20 protein-coding genes are annotated in these 15,868 nt (G+C 68.2%); 8 read left to right on the top strand and 12 right to left on the bottom strand.

Translation table 11 applies throughout. From position 1 onward, the window contains the following. Positions 1–137: 137 nt before the first annotated feature. On the top strand, positions 138–1,019 hold the full coding sequence (locus ABFX45_RS44550) for an SMP-30/gluconolactonase/LRE family protein (RefSeq protein ID WP_346137163.1): 882 nt from the start codon (positions 138–140) through the stop codon (positions 1,017–1,019). A gap of 18 nt (positions 1,020–1,037) precedes the next feature. On the opposite strand, the gene dapF is transcribed toward ABFX45_RS44550, so the two are convergent. The 3 genes from dapF to ABFX45_RS44535 are packed head-to-tail and all read right to left on the bottom strand — an operon-like array spanning position 1,038 to position 3,405. Beyond that, a complete protein-coding gene (gene dapF / locus ABFX45_RS44545; protein WP_109640492.1) occupies positions 1,038–1,832 on the bottom strand; it encodes a diaminopimelate epimerase in 795 nt (264 codons plus the stop codon). Beyond that, positions 1,820–2,728 carry a tRNA (adenosine(37)-N6)-dimethylallyltransferase MiaA gene (miaA, locus tag ABFX45_RS44540; RefSeq protein WP_211337636.1) on the bottom strand — a complete coding sequence of 303 codons (909 nt, stop codon included), beginning with the start codon at positions 2,726–2,728 and terminating at the stop codon, positions 1,820–1,822. The genes dapF and miaA overlap by 13 nt, the downstream gene beginning before the upstream one ends. Continuing rightward, positions 2,725–3,405 (bottom strand): class III extradiol dioxygenase subunit B-like domain-containing protein, encoded by a 681-nt coding sequence (locus ABFX45_RS44535; RefSeq protein WP_346137162.1) that lies wholly within the window; start codon positions 3,403–3,405, stop codon positions 2,725–2,727. The genes miaA and ABFX45_RS44535 overlap by 4 nt, the downstream gene beginning before the upstream one ends. 170 nt (positions 3,406–3,575) lie before the next feature. Here ABFX45_RS44535 and ABFX45_RS44530 point away from each other — a divergent pair, with 170 nt between their 5' ends. After that, the gene (locus ABFX45_RS44530; RefSeq protein ID WP_109640494.1) at positions 3,576–4,910 is read left to right on the top strand and encodes a DUF349 domain-containing protein; all 1,335 of its coding nucleotides are present in this window, start codon (positions 3,576–3,578) and stop codon (positions 4,908–4,910) included. 45 nt (positions 4,911–4,955) lie between these two features. On the opposite strand, the gene ABFX45_RS44525 is transcribed toward ABFX45_RS44530, so the two are convergent. Both ABFX45_RS44525 and miaB read right to left on the bottom strand, forming a co-directional pair. Further along, positions 4,956–5,423, bottom strand: coding sequence for an Rv2732c family membrane protein (locus ABFX45_RS44525; protein ID WP_346137161.1), 468 nt, complete (start codon positions 5,421–5,423; stop codon positions 4,956–4,958). Further along, positions 5,420–6,886, bottom strand: a complete 1,467-nt coding sequence (miaB, locus tag ABFX45_RS44520; RefSeq protein ID WP_346137160.1) for a tRNA (N6-isopentenyl adenosine(37)-C2)-methylthiotransferase MiaB — start codon at positions 6,884–6,886, stop codon at positions 5,420–5,422. Before miaB ends, ABFX45_RS44525 begins: the two co-directional genes overlap by 4 nt. 57 nt (positions 6,887–6,943) lie before the next feature. Here miaB and ABFX45_RS44515 point away from each other — a divergent pair, with 57 nt between their 5' ends. Continuing rightward, positions 6,944–7,858 (top strand): TAXI family TRAP transporter solute-binding subunit, encoded by a 915-nt coding sequence (locus ABFX45_RS44515; RefSeq protein ID WP_233440105.1) that lies wholly within the window; start codon positions 6,944–6,946, stop codon positions 7,856–7,858. Positions 7,859–7,897: 39 nt separating this feature from the next. On the opposite strand, the gene ABFX45_RS44510 is transcribed toward ABFX45_RS44515, so the two are convergent. Next, a complete protein-coding gene (locus tag ABFX45_RS44510) occupies positions 7,898–9,283 on the bottom strand; it encodes a sensor histidine kinase (protein WP_109640498.1) in 1,386 nt (461 codons plus the stop codon). A 31-nt stretch (positions 9,284–9,314) separates the two neighbouring features. Then, positions 9,315–9,992: a response regulator transcription factor gene (locus ABFX45_RS44505; RefSeq protein WP_109640499.1), complete on the bottom strand. Its 678-nt coding sequence runs from the start codon at positions 9,990–9,992 to the stop codon at positions 9,315–9,317. A 159-nt stretch (positions 9,993–10,151) separates the two neighbouring features. Here ABFX45_RS44505 and ABFX45_RS44500 point away from each other — a divergent pair, with 159 nt between their 5' ends. From ABFX45_RS44500 to ABFX45_RS44485, 4 genes are all read left to right on the top strand, one after another. Continuing rightward, entirely contained in the window at positions 10,152–10,880 is a 729-nt protein-coding gene (locus tag ABFX45_RS44500; RefSeq protein WP_211337648.1) for an amino acid ABC transporter ATP-binding protein, read from the top strand. 38 nt (positions 10,881–10,918) lie between these two features. Continuing rightward, positions 10,919–11,812: a glutamate ABC transporter substrate-binding protein gene (locus tag ABFX45_RS44495; protein WP_109640500.1), complete on the top strand. Its 894-nt coding sequence runs from the start codon at positions 10,919–10,921 to the stop codon at positions 11,810–11,812. 78 nt (positions 11,813–11,890) lie between these two features. Then, positions 11,891–12,538, top strand: a complete 648-nt coding sequence (locus tag ABFX45_RS44490) for an amino acid ABC transporter permease (RefSeq protein WP_109640501.1) — start codon at positions 11,891–11,893, stop codon at positions 12,536–12,538. Continuing rightward, positions 12,535–13,425 (top strand): amino acid ABC transporter permease, encoded by an 891-nt coding sequence (locus ABFX45_RS44485; RefSeq protein ID WP_346137159.1) that lies wholly within the window; start codon positions 12,535–12,537, stop codon positions 13,423–13,425. Before ABFX45_RS44490 ends, ABFX45_RS44485 begins: the two co-directional genes overlap by 4 nt. 49 nt (positions 13,426–13,474) lie before the next feature. Here the strand turns inward: ABFX45_RS44485 and ABFX45_RS44480 are convergent, their stop codons facing one another. Genes ABFX45_RS44480 through ABFX45_RS44470 form a run of 3 tightly spaced genes read right to left on the bottom strand, consistent with a single transcriptional unit; the run spans position 13,475 to position 14,275 of the window. Beyond that, complete coding sequence (locus tag ABFX45_RS44480; RefSeq protein WP_346137158.1) at positions 13,475–13,738, bottom strand: hypothetical protein; 264 nt, start codon at positions 13,736–13,738, stop codon at positions 13,475–13,477. Then, complete coding sequence (locus ABFX45_RS44475) at positions 13,723–14,046, bottom strand: hypothetical protein (protein ID WP_346137157.1); 324 nt, start codon at positions 14,044–14,046, stop codon at positions 13,723–13,725. Before ABFX45_RS44475 ends, ABFX45_RS44480 begins: the two co-directional genes overlap by 16 nt. Continuing rightward, positions 13,994–14,275: a hypothetical protein gene (locus tag ABFX45_RS44470; protein ID WP_109640505.1), complete on the bottom strand. Its 282-nt coding sequence runs from the start codon at positions 14,273–14,275 to the stop codon at positions 13,994–13,996. The genes ABFX45_RS44475 and ABFX45_RS44470 overlap by 53 nt, the downstream gene beginning before the upstream one ends. 126 nt (positions 14,276–14,401) lie before the next feature. Between ABFX45_RS44470 and ABFX45_RS44465 the strand changes: the two genes are divergently transcribed. Further along, positions 14,402–15,049 (top strand): response regulator, encoded by a 648-nt coding sequence (locus ABFX45_RS44465; RefSeq protein WP_346137164.1) that lies wholly within the window; start codon positions 14,402–14,404, stop codon positions 15,047–15,049. Here ABFX45_RS44465 and ABFX45_RS44460 read toward each other — a convergent pair whose 3' ends face one another. Together ABFX45_RS44460 and ABFX45_RS44455 are read right to left on the bottom strand one after the other, a co-directional pair. Continuing rightward, on the bottom strand, positions 15,050–15,232 hold the full coding sequence (locus tag ABFX45_RS44460) for a hypothetical protein (RefSeq protein WP_346137156.1): 183 nt from the start codon (positions 15,230–15,232) through the stop codon (positions 15,050–15,052). 108 nt (positions 15,233–15,340) lie between these two features. Then, positions 15,341–15,787, bottom strand: a complete 447-nt coding sequence (locus ABFX45_RS44455) for a hypothetical protein (protein ID WP_346137155.1) — start codon at positions 15,785–15,787, stop codon at positions 15,341–15,343. Between the last annotated feature and the right edge of the window lie 81 nt (positions 15,788–15,868).

Here is a 15,868-nt window from a genome sequence, read left to right as displayed (position 1 = left end):
ACCAGCACGTACAGTGCGGTAAGGAGGGTGTTCAGGTCTTTCGTCACACATTGATCTTGAACACCCTCCTCCCATGCCCCGGCACCGGGCCGACTTCACCCGAACTTCACGGAATCAGTCATCTAGCGTCGAGGCCCATGGCTGACACCACGGTGCTGCGGGACGGTCTTCACTTCGGAGAGGGACCGCGACGCGGCCCCGACGGTCGCCTCTACTACTCCGACTTCTACGCGGGCGAGGTGCACGCGCTCGACCTCGCGACCGGTGACGACGAGGTCGTCGTCGCCTTCGACGGTCAACCGTCCGGACTCGGCTGGCTGCCCGACGGACGCATGCTCGTCGTGTCCATGCTCCACCGCACCGTGCGCCGCCTCGAGGGCGATGACCTGGTCCTGCACGCCGATATATCGGATATCGCGACCTTCCACACCAACGACATGCTCGTCGACGGCGAGGGCCGCGCGTACGTCGGCAACTTCGGCTTCGACCTGCACGGCCTGATCGACGAGGTCGGCATCCCGCGACTGCTCGAACCGGACTTCGACCCGCAGGGCGCCGCGCTCGCACTCGTCCAGCCCGACGGCTCCGTCAGCGTCGTCGCCGAGGACCTCAAGTTCCCCAACGGCATGGCCCTGCTGCCCGACCCGACGGGCGAGTCGGAGAGCGGCAACATATTGGTCGTCGCCGAGACCGTTGCATTCCAACTCACTTCGTTTTCGGTCGACCGCAACGGATCGTTGCAAAACCGCAGGGTGTGGGCCGAAGTGAAGGAGTTCGGCATCGCGCCGGACGGGATCGCGGGCGACGGCGACGGGGTGTGGGTGGCGCCGGCGTTGCAGGCGGCGGCGTTCCGGGTGACCGAGGGCGGCAAGATCACGCACCGGGTCGAGACGACGCAGACGTGCTTCGCCGTCGCGGTCGTCGGCGACAAGCTCGTGTGCCTGACGGCGCCGGACTCGCATCCGAACGTGGTCAAGCCCGAGCGGCTCGGAAAGATCGAGGTCTGCGAACTCAGCTGATATATCGGATGCGATATATCAGGCCAAGGCGTCCCACCAGGACTTGTCGAGTTCACCGCGCGCGACGAGCACGGCGGGTCCGGTGAGCGTCGACGTCGTCGGCTCGATCGTCACGAACACCTGGCCGCCGAGGACGTCGACGGTGGCGGAGCCGGTCGTCTGGCCCTGGCCGGCGAGCCACGACGCGACGGACGCGACGGTGCCGGTGCCGCAGGAACGGGTCTCGCCTACGCCACGCTCGTAGACGCGCATGCGCAGGGCGTCCTGGCCGATCACGTTGACCAGCTCGACGTTGACGCCGTGCGGGAACATCACCGGATCGAAGCCGGGAGGCACGGTGAGGTCGAAGCCTTCGACCGGGGTCTCGGTGACGCACGCCAGGTGCGGGTTGCCGACGTCGACCGCGAAGCCGCCGATGCCCTGGCCGTCGACAGCGGCGATGGACGTGCCGGTGACCCGCGCGGGCCCCATGTCGTTCGTGACGGAGCCGTCCGGGTGCGTGATGACGGTCTTGTCCCCCGCCCGCGTGCCCACCACGAACTCGCCCTGCGGCTGGTGGCCCGCGTCGACGAGGTAGCGGGCGAAGACGCGCAGGCCGTTGCCGCACATCTCGGCGATGGAGCCGTCGGCGTTGCGGTAGTCCATGAACCACTTGCCCTCGGAGCGCACGACGCGCAGCACGCCATCCGCGCCCAGGCCGCGCTGCCGGTCGCACAGCGCCTGGACGCGCGCCACCGTCAGGTCCAGCTGGTCATCGAGGTCGGGCAGGATGACGAAGTCGTTCTCCGTGCCGTGCCCCTTCACGAACTCCACGGGACCAGGTTACCGGCGGCTTCGACGAGATCTGGCCTGGCACCGTCCAACCAGGTGATGCGCTGGTCACGCCGGAACCACGAACGCTGCCTGCGCACGAACCGGCGGGTGGCGCGTTTCGTCTCCTCCGCGGCGAAGTCGATCGTGCACGCTCCGTCCATTGCGGACAGCACCTGCTGGTAGCCCAGCGCCCGCGAGGCGGTCTTGCCGTCGCGCAGGCCGAGCTTCACCAGCGCGCGCACCTCGTCCTCCAGACCAGCCGCGAACATCATGTCCACGCGCAGATCGACGCGCGTGTCCAGTTCGGACACCTCGCGGTCGACACCGATCTGGACGGTGCCGTAGCGCGCGGGACCGGGCTTGGGGAGGTTCGCGGAGAACGGTTGCCCCGTCAGCTCGATGACCTCCAGGGCGCGCACGATGCGACGGCCGTTCGAAGGCAGGATGGCGATCGCCGCGGCCGGATCGAGCTCCTGCAGGCGCCGGTGCAACGCCTCCGGGCCGACAGCGCTGAGCTCCGCCTCGTAACGCTCGCGCACGGCGTCATCGGTACCGGGAAACTTCAGGTCGTCGAGCACGGCCTGCACGTACAGGCCGGATCCTCCGACGAGGATCGGCGGGCGACCGGAAGCGAGCAGGCGTTCGACGACAGCCCGCGTCTCGCGCTGGTAGGCCGCGACGGACGCGGTCTCGGTGACGTCGAGGACGTCGAGCATGTGGTGCGGGATGCCGCGGCGTTCGGCGAGCGTCATCTTGGCGGTGCCGATGTCCATGCCGCGGTAGAGCTGCATGGCGTCCGCGTTGACGACCTCTCCCCCGAACCGTTCCGCGAGCGCGACGGCCAGGTCGGACTTGCCGGTCGCGGTGGGTCCGACAACAGCGATGGGCGTGATCACGGGCGCTCCCAGACTGCGACGTGGTAGCCCACGCCGAACGGTGCGAAGAACTCGGCGCTCGCGCAGCGCCACGGACCGGGCACGCCGGCGAGGACCTGCCACGCCGCGCGGCCCTGCGCACCCAGCTCGCGGGCGAGTTCGGGGTCGAGGTCGAGCAGGCCGTCCACATCGGCGGCGGCCAGCAGATCGTGCACGTGCGAGTCGAAAGGCCCCGAACGCTCGTCGTTGGAACCTGGCGAACGCAAGCCGTGTCGTGTGGAACCGTCACCGAGAATCAGCAGGCCGGCGTCCTCGGAAGCGAGTTGTTGTCCAAACGAGACACATTCGGAAGGCGGCACGTCCGGGGGCACGAGTTCAATGCGTGACACCTCGGCTGCGCAGTGTTCGCGAAGCCACGCGGTGATTAGCACAGGCAACGGAATTCGCGGGTCCGGACGCAGGTCACCGCCGAGTGACACCACCACATCGACCCCATAACCGAGAAAAGTTCCCGACAGCGGGGGCACGATCGTCGCGGGGCCGCTGTCGTCGACCGCGACAGCAACCCACGGACCTGGCAGTTTCCCTGCTGCGGCAAGGGTTGCGGCCCGCACGGGCTCGGTTTCCGCGGTGGCTCCCGCGACCAGTTCTGGCACCAGAAGCGGCGGGTGCGGCACCACCGCGGCACGGGTGATCACGACGAATGAGGCTACCTATCGTGGACTCCCAGTACCGAGTCGAGCTCTGACCTGTTTGAATGCGCGCGGGGAACTGGGGACGGGAGACCCTCCAGCGCCCGTATTGCATCGGCCCCGCCAGTGGCGGGGCGCCCGTGGCAGGCACGGGCGTCAGATGGGAGGAACCGGCGATGTCGGAGCAGGACAGCACACCGGAGGCCGTGGCGGAGACCGCCCCAGCCGAGGGTGGAGTCGAGGAAACGCCGAAGGAGACCGCGCAGGCGACGCCTCCGGCCGTCCCCGTGGCGTCGGACCACCCTGACCGCTGGGGGCGCGTGGACGCCGACGGCACCGTGTACGTGAAGACCGCGGACGGCGAACGCGCCGTCGGGTCGTGGCAGGCCGGCGAGCCGGTCGAGGGCCTCGCGCACTTCGCGCGGCGGTTCGACGACCTGCGCACCGAGGTCGAGCTGCTCGTGACGCGGCTCCAGTCGGGTGCCGGCGACCCGAAGCACGCACTGACCAGCGCGAAGCACGTCAAGGAGCAGCTCGCGGAAGCCGCCGTGGTCGGCGACCTCGCGGCGCTCGCCAGGCGAGTCGACTTCGTGCTGCAGCAGGCCGAGGCGGGCATGGAGAAGGCGAAGGAGGCCAAGGAGGCCGCCCGAGCCCAGTCCGTCGCGCGCAAGCAGGCGCTCGTCGACGAGGCCGAGTCGATCGCGAACGAGTCGACCCAGTGGAAGGTCGCGGGCGACCGGCTGCGCGCGATCCTCGACGAGTGGAAGACCATCCGCGGCGTCGACCGCAAGACCGACGAGCAGCTGTGGCGCCGGTTCTCGAAGGCGCGCGACGCGTTCAACCGCCGTCGTGGCTCGCACTTCGCCGACCTCGACCGCCAGCGCTCGGTGGCGAAGGCCTCCAAGCAGGCGCTCGTCGAGGAAGCCGAGAAGCTCGTCGACTCCGACGACTGGGGCCCCACGGCCGGTCGCTACAAGGAGCTGATGGTCGAGTGGAAGGCCGCCGGGCGTGCGCCCAAGGAGGCCGACGACGCGCTGTGGCAGCGGTTCCGCGCCGCGCAGGACGCGTTCTTCCAGAAGCGTTCCGAGGCCTTCAGCGAGCGTGACGCCGAGTTCGCGGCGAACGCGAAGCTGAAGGAGGAGCTGCTCGCCGAGGCCGAGACGATCGACCCGTCGTCCGACCTCGAGTCGGCGCGTCAGCAGCTCTACAAGATCCAGGAGCGCTGGGACGCGATCGGCAAGGTTCCGCGCGAGCGCATCCGCGAGCTCGAGGGCAAGCTGCGGGCGATCGAGGAGAGGGTCCGCGGCGCGGTCGACGCGCAGTGGCGCCGTTCCGACCCCGAGGCCGAGGCCCGCGTGGCGCAGTTCCGCGAGCGCGTGGAGCAGTTCGAGGCGCAGGCCGCGAAGGCCCGTGCCGCGGGCGACAAGCGCCGCACGGAGCAGGCCGAGGCCCAGGCCGCGCAGTGGCGCGAGTGGCTCGCCGCCGCCGAGCAGGCGCTGGCGACCCGCTAGTTCCGACGAACGAAGGCCCCCTCCTCAGAGGGGGCCTTCGTCATGTCAGAGTTGCGGCGGACGCGAGGCCGCGATCCTGACCCACTTCACCAGCAGGACGATCACCGCGATCACGGCGATGATCAGACCGATGCCAGGGCCCGGCCCGATCGTCTTGTTGCTCGTGGTCGTCTGCTGCGTCCAGATCGACAGCACACCGGTGACCGAGCCCGCGAACAGTCCCAGTGAGCACACCCACGCCAGGCCCCAGCGGCGGACCGCGAGCGTGACGCCGGAGCCGAGCACGCCGATGCCGAACGCGAAGAACGAGAACAGCCGCGGCACCAAGCCCGCCGACTCACCGAGCAGCACGTTCAGGCCCGTGTCGTCGCCGACCCACGGCAGGATCAGCGACACCAGCAACGCCAGCACGGCGATCGAGATCGTGAGCGCGCCGGTGCCGGGATCGATGCGCCGGGCCGCCTGCTGTTCCACCGCGTCGATCTCCTTGCGCAGGAATTCCTCGTCGCTCACTGGGCAGCGCACCCCGACACGGCGGGCAGCGGCGCCGGAGCGCCGAACGACGGCAGACCGAGGCCGACGCCCGCGGTCTTGGGCTTGATGCCCGCCTCGGAGCGGTCACCCGCCTTGGTGCGGCGCCACGTCAGCGGTTCGCCGTCCGCGACGAGGTAGTGCGGGGCGGCGTACGTGACGACGGTCTCCACGACGTCGCCAGGACGCGGGGCCGTGGCACCGGGCGTGAAGTGCACGAGGCGTCCGTCGCGCGCGCGGCCGCTCATGCGATGCGTCTCGGCGTCGCGCTTGCCCTCGCCGGTCGCGACGAGGACCTCGACGATGCGGCCGACCTGCTCGATGTTCAACGAGTGCGTCATCTCGTTCTGCAGCGCTACGAGACGGTCGAAGCGTTCCTGCACGACGGCCTTCGGCAGCTGGTCGGGCAGCTCGGCGGCCGGGGTCCCTGGACGCTTGGAGTACTGGAACGTGAACGCCGAGGAGAACCGCGCCTGGCGCACCACGTCGAGCGTGCCCTGGAAGTCCTCTTCGGTCTCGCCGGGGAAGCCCACGATGATGTCCGTCGTGATCGCCGCGTCCGGCATCGCGGCGCGGACCTTGTCGATGATGCCGAGGTACTTCTCGGTGCGGTACGAGCGGCGCATCGCCTTGAGCATGCGGTCCGAACCTGACTGCAACGGCATGTGCAGCTGATGGCACACGCTCGGTGTCTCGGCCATGGCGGCGATGACGTCGTCGGTGAAGTCCTTGGGGTGCGGCGAGGTGAAGCGCACGCGCTCAAGGCCCTCGATGCCACCGCAGGCGCGCAGCAGCTTGCCGAACGCGAACCTGTCGCCGAACTCGACGCCGTAGGAGTTGACGTTCTGACCCAGCAACGTCACCTCCAGCACGCCCTCCGCGACGAGTGCCTCGACCTCGGCGAGCACGTCGCCGGGGCGGCGGTCCTTCTCCTTGCCGCGCAGGGACGGCACGATGCAGAACGTGCAGGTGTTGTTGCAGCCCACCGAGATCGACACCCAGCCCGAGTAGGCGGAGTCGCGGGTGGCGGGCAGCGACGAGGGGAACGTCTCCAGCGCCTCGAGGATCTCGACCTGCGCCTCCTCGTTGTGGCGCGCGCGTTCGAGCAGCACCGGCAACGAGCCGATGTTGTGCGTGCCGAACACGACGTCGACCCACGGGGCGCGGCGGACGATCTCGCTGCGGTCCTTCTGCGCGAGGCAGCCGCCGACGGCGATCTGCATGCTGGGCTTCGCTGCCTTCTGCGGCGCGAGGTGGCCGAGGGTGCCGTAGAGCTTGTTGTCGGCGTTCTCACGGACCGCACAGGTGTTGAAGACGACGACGTCGGCCTGCTCGTCCTCGGCGGCCCGCGCGTAGCCAGCGTCCTCCAGTAGACCGGCGAGCCGCTCGGAGTCGTGCACGTTCATCTGACAACCGAACGTGCGGATCTGGTAACTGCGGGTCACTGCAACCAACCTTTCGTCGGGTGCAAGCGTAGAACGCCCGCGTGGCACGATGCGCAGGTGCTGGGACGAGTGCATGTCGCCGTGAGCCTGCTGACCGCCGCAACGGTCCTGACGGGCTGTGGCAGCACGGTGGAGAACATCAAGATCACGATGGCCACCGGCAGCGAGGGCGGCGTCTACTACCGGCTCGGCAACGGCCTCGCGGACATCTGGAGCGGGCGTCTCGGCATCGCGCGACCCCAGGTCGTGGCCACGGTCGGGTCCAAGGACAACGTCACCCGGCTGGTCAACAACCAGGCCCAGGTCGGCTTCTCGCAGGCGGACGCGCTCGAGGAGGTCGAGGGCTCCTCCCGGTTGCGCGCGCTGGCCCGCATGCACGACGACTACCTGCAGGTCATCGTTCGCGCCGACCTGCCGGTGACGAAGCTCAGCGAGCTGTCCGGGCTCCGCGTGTCGATCGGCGCGGAGGAGTCGGGCGTCGAGATCATCGCGAGCCGCCTGCTGAAGTCCAGGAACGTCACGCCGCAGACGCAGAACCTCGGTCTCGAGGAATCAGCCAAGTGGATGCGCGAGGGCAAGCTCGACGCGTTCTTCTGGTCCGGCGGGTTGCCGACGACGCGCATCACGCAGCTGACCAAAGAGCTCGGGGTCCGGATGCTCGACCTCAAGGACGAGCTGCCGTCATTCCGCGAGCAATATCCCGTGTACGGGTCCGCGACGCTGCCGGCTTCCACGTACAACCTGCAGTCCGGGCCGGTCATCACGCTCGTCGTGCGCAACTTCCTGCTCGTCACCGACTCCATGCCGGACGACGTCGCCGAGGCGCTGGTGCGGCAGCTGTTCGAGGGACAGCCGGAACTGGTGAAGGCGCACTCGGCGGCCCGCACGATCGAGCAGCGGTCGGCAATCGAGACGTCGCCGGTTCCGCTGCACAACGGCGCCATGCGCTACTACCGCGAATCCAAGGTGTAATATCCAATATATTGGATATCCCGTATTGGATATCGCACATCACGCGACGGGCAGCTCGATGATCACCTTCAGGCCGCCGTCCTCCGGCGACTCGAGGCGGACGCTGCCGCCGACCCGCTCGACGACGAGGCGGACGATCGAAAGCCCGAGACCGGAGCCCGCCACGTTCTGGTGAGCGGGACTGCGCCAGAACCGGTCGGTCGCGCGTTCGAGCTCGTCGGCCTGCAGACCGGGGCCGTGGTCCGCGACGGACAGCCGGACGACGTCGCCGTCCTTGCGCACGTCGACCACGATCAGCGTCCCCTCCGGGGTGAACTTCAACGCGTTGTCGAGAAGCGCGTCGAGCACCGTTTCCACGCCACGCGGCGGCGCGAGAGCCATGCCGACGCGCTCACCGTCGAGCACGAGGTGGACTTCCTTGGCCGTCGCGGCCGCCTGCCACGCCGACAGACGCGCGGCCACCGACTTGTCGACGTCGACCGGCACCGGATCGACCGAACTGGACTCGGCCCGCGCCATGGCGAGGAGCTCGTCGAGGATCCGGTTCAGCCGGTCGGCCTCGCTCAACGCCTCCACCTGGTGCACCTCGGCCTCGGCGTCGACGTGACCCTCCAGGTTGGACAGCCGGAGTTTCAGCGCGGTCAACGGGTTGCGCAGCTGGTGTGAGGCGTCGGCGACGAATGCCCGTTGCGAGGCAAGCACATCGCTCACGTTCGCGGCCATCTGGTCGAACGACCGCGAGAGCTGGCGCAGTTCCGGTGGCCCGCTCTCCGCCCCCACCGGCGGCACCGGCCGGCCCGAAACCACGGCGGCGAGCAACTTTCCGGTCGCGTCGTCCAGCGCCTGCACCGGGCGCAACGTCCACCGCACCACCGGCAGCGCCAGCAGCACCGCGAGCGCCAGCACCAGCAGGCTCGCCGCGAGCAGCAACGCCCACCAGGCCAGCACCTCGAACCGGGTCTTCGACGTCGGCGAGAACGTGATCACCGCGCCCCGCACCTCGCCGTCGACCAGCACCGGTTCGGCGAGCACCAGCTTGGTGTCGCTCCACGGCATGAACAGCGGCGGCGCGACCGGCAGACGTCCGGCCAAGGCCTTGCTCACGAGGTCCTGGACGGCGCTGTCCCCGAGCGCGAGGTCGTTGCGGGACGCGACGACCGGCACCGTCGGCGCGTCCCGGGCCACCACGGCCACGCCGATGTCGTAGAGCTCGCTGTACCGCTCCAGCTCAGGCCGCAGCAGGTGCGGCTTGTCGTCGATCAACGGCCGTTGCGCCAGCGAGGCGAACCGGCTCGTGTCGGTGAGGCGGTCGAGGAACATCTCCTGCTGTTCCGCGGCCGCCACCCCGCGCCCGAGCGGCAGGCCCAGTCCGACGAGCACCAGGACGATCAGGGCGAGCACCACGCCCAGCAGCCGGGACCTCACGAGCGGTCACCCAACCCGATCAGGTGAAGATTCACGACGCCTGTCCCAGCCGGTAACCGACTCCGCGCACGGTCTCCAGCAACGCCGGACGGCCGAGCTTGGTACGCAGCGTGGCAACGTGGACGTCGAGCGTGCGGTTCGCGCCGGACCACGTCCTCCCCCACACCTCGGCGAGGATCCGCTCCCGCGTGCACACCGCGCCACCCGCCGCCATCACGAGCGCGAGCACCTGGAACTCCTTGCGCGAAAGGGCGACGGGTTCACCCGCCACGGTGACCTCGTGGCGCCCCAGGTCGACCCGCACGTCTCCGGTCTCGAACACTTCCGTCGACACCGCTCCCACCCCGACGGGATCGGCGCCCCGGCGGCGGCGCACCGCGTGCACGCGCGCCACCAGTTCGCCCACGTCATAGGGCTTGACCAGGTAATCGTCCGCCCCGGCGTGCAGGCCGAGGATCCGGTCGTCGATCTCCCCTCGCGCCGACACCACGATGATGGCGACGTCCGAGGCCGCCCTGATCGCACGGCACAGCGTCACGCCGTCCATGTCGGGCAGGCCGAGGTCGAGCAGCACCACGTCGACGCCGGTGAGGCGGTCGAGCGTGCCGCGGCCAGTGGCCTGCCGGTCCACCTGGAAACCCCGTCTGGTCAGGGCTGGGACCAAGGCCTCTGCGACCCTGTCGTCGTCCTCGACGAGCAGCACGCGCACTTTCGCTACCTCCCGGGCAACCGATGTCTGCCTGTGACAGAGTTGAGACCCTAAGTCTTGCTCAATGTCCTGGACTGGTGTGGTGGCGGACACCTAGGTTTCCGCCAACGCCGACGACCCCAAATGGAGGACTGGATGACTGCCGCCTCTACCCCGCCGATGATTCGCATGGCGGGTGTGGACAAGTTCTTCGGCCCGTTGCACGTGCTCAGGAACGTGCAGCTGGAGGTGCCGAAGGGGCAGGTCGTGGTCGTGCTGGGGCCGTCGGGTTCCGGTAAGTCGACCCTGTGCCGGACCATCAACCGACTCGAGCCGATTGATTCCGGCGTCATCGAGGTCGACGGGCAGCCTCTTCCCGCCGAAGGAAAGGAACTGGCACGCCTGCGCGCCGATGTCGGCATGGTGTTCCAGTCCTTCAACCTTTTCGCGCACAAAACCATCATCGAGAACGTGATGCTCGCTCCGGTGAAGGTGCGCAAGACTCCGGCGAGCGAGGCCCGCAAGACCGCGATGGAGTTGCTGGAGCGGGTCGGGATCGCCAACCAGGCGGAGAAGTTCCCGGCTCAGCTCTCGGGTGGACAGCAGCAGCGTGCGGCGATCGCCCGCGCGCTCGCGATGAAGCCCAAGGTGATGCTGTTCGACGAGCCGACCTCCGCCCTCGACCCCGAGATGGTCCAGGAAGTCCTGGACGTCATGACGGGCCTGGCCAAGGACGGCATGACGATGCTGGTCGTCACGCACGAGATGGGCTTCGCCCGCAAGGCCGCGGACCGGGTGATCTTCATGTCCGACGGCGAGGTCGTCGAGGACTCCACCCCGGAAGAGTTCTTCTCGGCCCCGAAGTCCAACCGCGCGAAGGACTTCCTTGGCAAGATCCTGACTCACTAGAAGTCAGCCCACTTTCGAACGAAGGCAGGAGAAGGACGATGAGGGTTCGCACCCTTGCGGCGGTGCTGCTGGCGGGTGGTCTCGCCCTGACCGCGTGTGGCAAGGAAGGCACCGGCACCGACACGGGAGCACCCGCCGGTGTCTTCGACGTGGCCAAGGACGTCAAGGTCGAGGGTTCGCCGACGTTCGAGAAGATCAAGGCTCGCGGTTCGCTGGTCGTCGGTGTCAAGGAGGACCAGCCGGGTCTGGGCTACAAGGACCCGACGACGAACAAGTACACGGGCTTCGACATCGACATGGCGAAGCTGATCGCGGCGCAGCTGGGCTTCGCCGAGGACAAGATCCAGTTCAAGACGATCCAGTCCGCGGCTCGCGAGCAGGCGATCATCAACGGTGACGTCGACTACTACGTCGGCACGTACTCCATCACCGCCGCCCGCAAGGAGAAGGTGTCCTTCGCCGGCCCGTACTACATCGCGGGCCAGGACCTGCTGGTGAAGAAGGACAACGCCGACATCAAGGGTCCGGACACGATCAAGAGCAAGAAGGTCTGCTCCGTGACGGGCTCGACGCCGGCGAAGCTCCTGCGCGACAAGAAGCTCGTCGAGCCCGACGCCAACGTGGTCGAGCTGCAGAGCTACTCGCTGTGCGTGACGAAGCTGCTCGACGGTGAGGTCGACGCGGTCAGCACCGACGACGCGATCCTCAAGGGCTACGCGGCCGCCGAGCCGGACAAGCTGAAGGTCGTCGGCCAGACGTTCTCCACGGAGAAGTACGGCATCGGTCTCCCGAAGGACGACAAGGCCCTGCGCGACAAGGTCAACGAGATCCTCGAGAAGTCGCTGTCCGACGGCAAGTGGGACGAGATCTACAAGAACACGCTGGGCAAGTCGGGTTCGGAAGGCAAGCACCCGACCCTCGAGAAGTACTGACGTTCCTTTGTGGCCGGTGGACTCGCGCGGCGGGTCCACCGGCCGTTCCATTGACGACGGACGACGGCAAGGAATTCGATGGGCGTCCTCACCCGCAATATCGACCTGTTCGTGCACCACTTCGCGAACACACTGAAGCTGTTCGCGGTCTCCGGGATCGCGTCGCTGCTGCTGGGCATCTTCCTCGCGATGCTGCGCGTCAGCCCGGTTCCCGTGTTCCGCGGGGTCGGCACGCTGTACGTGACGGTCGTGCGCAACACGCCGCTCACCCTGGTGTTCGTGTTCTTCGTGTTCGCGTACCCCTACCTGGAGATCATCAAGTTCGAGTTCTTCACCGCCGCGGTCGTGGCGCTGTCGCTCTACACGTCGGCGTTCGTCTGCGAGGTCGTCCGTTCCGGCATCAACACGGTGCCGGTCGGCCAGGCCGAGGCGTCACGGGCGCTGGGCCTGACGTTCACCCAAATGCTCGGCAGCATCGTGCTGCCGCAGGCCCTGCGGTCCGTCGTCCCGCCCATGGTGAGCACGTTCATCGCGTTGCTGAAGAACACCACCGTCGCGGCGGGCTTCTCGGTCCGGGAAGCGGGCGCCATCCGCGACGCGCTGTCCGAGCTCGGTGAGGACACCCTGACCGGCATGCTGTGGGTCGCCGCCATCTTCGTCCTGCTGGTCATGCCGCTGACGTACCTGCAGCGGGTTCTCGAGAAGCGCTGGAGCGTGGCCCGATGACCACCGTTCTGTTCGACGTTCCCGGTCCCCGGGCCAGGACCCGGTACCGCGCGTACGCGGTCGTCGGCAGCGTCGCGATCGCAGCGCTCGTCGGCTACGTGGTGTGGCGCTTCTTCGACACCGGCCAGTTCGAGGGCCGCAAGTGGAGCTGGTTCGAGTACAAGCAGATCCAGCTCTCCCTGATCGACGCGCTCGGCCGCACGCTCAGCGCGTTCGCGGTCGGCGCGGTGCTGGCACTGTTGTTCGGCGCGGTGTTCGCGGCGGCCCGGTTGTCGGACCACAAGTGGGTCAGCGCACCCGCGGCGGTGATCGTGGAGCTGTTCCGCGCGATCCCGCTCGTCATCATGATGTTCTTCTTCTACTACGGCCTGCCGTCGACGGGCATCAAGCTCTCCGCGTTCACCGCGGTCGTGCTCAGCCTGATGCTGTACAACGGCTCGGTGCTCGCCGAGGTGTTCCGCGCGGGCATCAACTCGCTGCCCAAGGGCCAGAGCGAGGCCGCGTACGCGCTGGGCATGCGCAAGACGCAGGTGATGGTGCTCGTGCTGCTGCCGCAGGCGTTGCGGGCGATGCTGCCGACCATCATCAGCCAGCTCGTCGTGCTGCTGAAGGACACCGCGCTCGGCTTCCTCATCACCTTCGAGGAGCTGCTGTACTGGGGCCGCCAGATCGGTGGTCAGCTGCAGTTCGGCCGCCCGCTCATCCCGACGATGATCGTGGTCGCGGCCATCTACATCGGACTGTGCCTGCTCCTCACGTGGTTCGCGAACTACCTGGAGAAGCGCAACCGCCGCAACAAGAAGGTCATCAAGCTGGACGAGGACAAGGCCAAGATGGTCCAGCTCGGCGAAGCGTCCGGCGTGTCCGGCACGATGGGCGCCGTCTGATCCGTCCGTCAGCGGAACGGGGCATGTCCACTTCGGACATGCCCCGTTTCTATTGCCAGACCACGGACTCGCAGTTCGACGTCACGTAGTCGGCGGCCTGCGCACCGTCTCCCGCCTTGTCCGGTCCTGGCCCCGACTTCTCCGCGAGCACGTCGAGGTCCGGCTTGCGGCCGTCCGGCCACGTGAAGGCGGAAGAGCTGTCCCGCACGGCTTTCGCGTACTGCCGCTGATCCACGAGCTGTGGTTGTGGCGGAGGTGACGCGCACCCGGACACCAGAGCCACCGCGAGAGCCGCGATCAGGTACCGCTCCACCACAGCGTTCCTCCGACGGTCCCCTCGGTGTACGGGCTGTTCGAGGCGAGGCAGAACTTGGTGCCCGCCTTGAAGTTCGTGCCCACGTGTTTGCGGGTCTCCTCCATGCGCACGAACGCGCCACGCGTGGTGCGGTCACCGCACTTGTACCAGGCGAGCTGCATGACGCCACCGAGCGCGACCCTGGCGTCGATGTTCGACCCGGCGACGGTGATCGTGCGGGCCGTGGTGAACCACGTGATCTGAAGTTCTCCTTCAGGAGTAGACGTTCCAGTCGACGACGCCGCACCAGGCGTCCCCCGAAGCACCGACGACCCCCAGGCAGAACGTGGTGCCCGCGCGGAAGTTCGAGCCGATGCGCCGACGCGAACGATCACCCGCCGGAAACAGCACGGGGCTGCCGGCCACCCGCTGGTCACCATCGCGGTACCACCGGATCTCCAGGTCGGCCGGACTCGACGTGATTCGCAAGTAGACGTCCGAGCCGTCGGCGGTGATCGTGCGGACGGCGAGCAGGTCGGCCGATGCGGTTCGCATGCGCCGCAACGTATCGGCGAAGCGGAACCGGGTCGTCTCACGAACAGTGGATCTCCCGTCAACTTTCGCGGTACGCTTCCGGTTGGGGGGATCTACCGCGGTGACGTCACATGGATGAGGGGCATTGTGACGCGCGTGCTTGTGGTTGACGATCAGCCGTTGTTCAGAGCGGGCCTGGTCGCGTTGCTGAACGCCACACCGGAGTTGACCGTCGTCGGCGAGGCCGCGGACGGTGAGACCGCCGTGCGGCTGGCCCAGTCGTCCGCGCCGGACGTGATCCTTCTGGACATCCGCCTGCCGGGGCTGAGCGCGCTCAAGCGCGTCGCGACGTCCGCGCGGGTGCTGGTGCTGACGACCTTCGACCTGGACGAGTACGTCCACGAGGCGTTGCGCCTGGGCGCGGCGGGGTTCGTGCTGAAGGAGTCGGAGCCCGCCCGGCTGCTGGCCGCGATCACCGCGGTCGCGTCCGGCGAGATGCAGTTCAGCCCGACCGTCATGCGCCGGCTCGTCGCGGCCTATCTGCGCGGTGACGTGCCGGTCGCGCCGTGGGCCCCGGTCGGTCTCGACGACCTCACCGACCGCGAACGCGAGGTTCTCCGGCTGGTCGGCACCGGCCTGACCAATGCCGCGATCGCGAGCAAGCTGACCGTCACCGAGGGCACGGTGAAGACGCACCTCAACCGCGTGATGACCAAGCTGCGGCTGACCAGCCGGGCCCAGGCCGTGGTGATGGCCTACGAGTCCGGGCTGGTCACGCCGCAGCTGGCCGGGTGACTACCAGCGCATGCCGAGGTGGGCGAAGTCCGGGGTCTGCTTGTCGACGGTCAACGAGACGCCGCCCGCGTGGACGTTCTCGCACACCCACGTCGTCCGGTAGTTGCCGAACGGCCAGCTTCGGACGATGTCCACGTCGACGGAGAGCCTGCCGCCGGGAAGTTCAACGTCGCGATCTGGCACTCGCTCTGCGTCGGAACAGGCCCGCACGTCCCGTTCGTGCTCTCCTGCATCGCCGCGGCGGCGCCGGTCGGCAGCACGGCGGCCGCGATCGCGACGGACAGCATCAATTCACGAATCTTCATGTTTCCCCCAGGAAATGTCAGAACTCGGCACAAACCGGTTCGCTGCCGCGGGTGAACGTGGATCCGGTCTGCATCCAGAACTCCGCGCATCACAACGAACCGTCGAACACCTTTGGTTCACGTCGACGCGATACGACTCCTGATACGTCCAGTACTTGGTCGTGCTGTCACCGATGTGCCCGTTCGGGCCGTACATCCGGAAGAAACCGGTCTGGGTCGGCAGGCCTGACACGGGCGCGAGCTGCGCCACCATCCGGAGCACCCCGCAGTTGTCGCCGCTCGTCGGGACGATGAACACGTTCATCGTGCCGTTTCCCTCCGAACCTGGAGGGGCACACCACGACGCGGCGGCCGGCGTCTCAGCCGACGTGGCGGGCGGAACAACCAGGCAGGCCATCAATGCCGCCACACCGGCGGCGAACAGCTTTCGCATTTCCGTTCCCCCATTTTCGTACCGGACCGCTCAATGCGATCCGCCGTCAGTACAGCACCGGCCAACGGCATCGGTGCGCCG

This window comes from Lentzea roselyniae, assembly GCF_039537795.1.
Classification (GTDB): Bacteria; Actinomycetota; Actinomycetes; order Mycobacteriales; family Pseudonocardiaceae; genus Lentzea; species Lentzea atacamensis.
Note: the sequence above shows the minus strand (reverse complement) of the source record. Positions and strands in the feature narration are given on the sequence as shown.

Bases quoted from the DNA above. Each gene is read 5' to 3' on its own strand.
- ABFX45_RS44485 (WP_346137159.1), top strand. From the start codon at position 12,535: ATGACCACCGTTCTGTTCGACGTTCCCGGTCCCCGGGCCAGGACCCGG.
- ABFX45_RS44470 (WP_109640505.1), bottom strand. From the start codon at position 14,275: ATGCGAACCGCATCGGCCGACCTGCTCGCCGTCCGCACGATCACCGCC.
- ABFX45_RS44495 (WP_109640500.1), top strand. From the start codon at position 10,919: ATGAGGGTTCGCACCCTTGCGGCGGTGCTGCTGGCGGGTGGTCTCGCC.
- ABFX45_RS44490 (WP_109640501.1), top strand. From the start codon at position 11,891: ATGGGCGTCCTCACCCGCAATATCGACCTGTTCGTGCACCACTTCGCG.
- ABFX45_RS44550 (WP_346137163.1), top strand. From the start codon at position 138: ATGGCTGACACCACGGTGCTGCGGGACGGTCTTCACTTCGGAGAGGGA.
- ABFX45_RS44455 (WP_346137155.1), bottom strand. From the start codon at position 15,787: ATGCGAAAGCTGTTCGCCGCCGGTGTGGCGGCATTGATGGCCTGCCTG.
- ABFX45_RS44530 (WP_109640494.1), top strand. From the start codon at position 3,576: ATGTCGGAGCAGGACAGCACACCGGAGGCCGTGGCGGAGACCGCCCCA.
- ABFX45_RS44500 (WP_211337648.1), top strand. From the start codon at position 10,152: ATGATTCGCATGGCGGGTGTGGACAAGTTCTTCGGCCCGTTGCACGTG.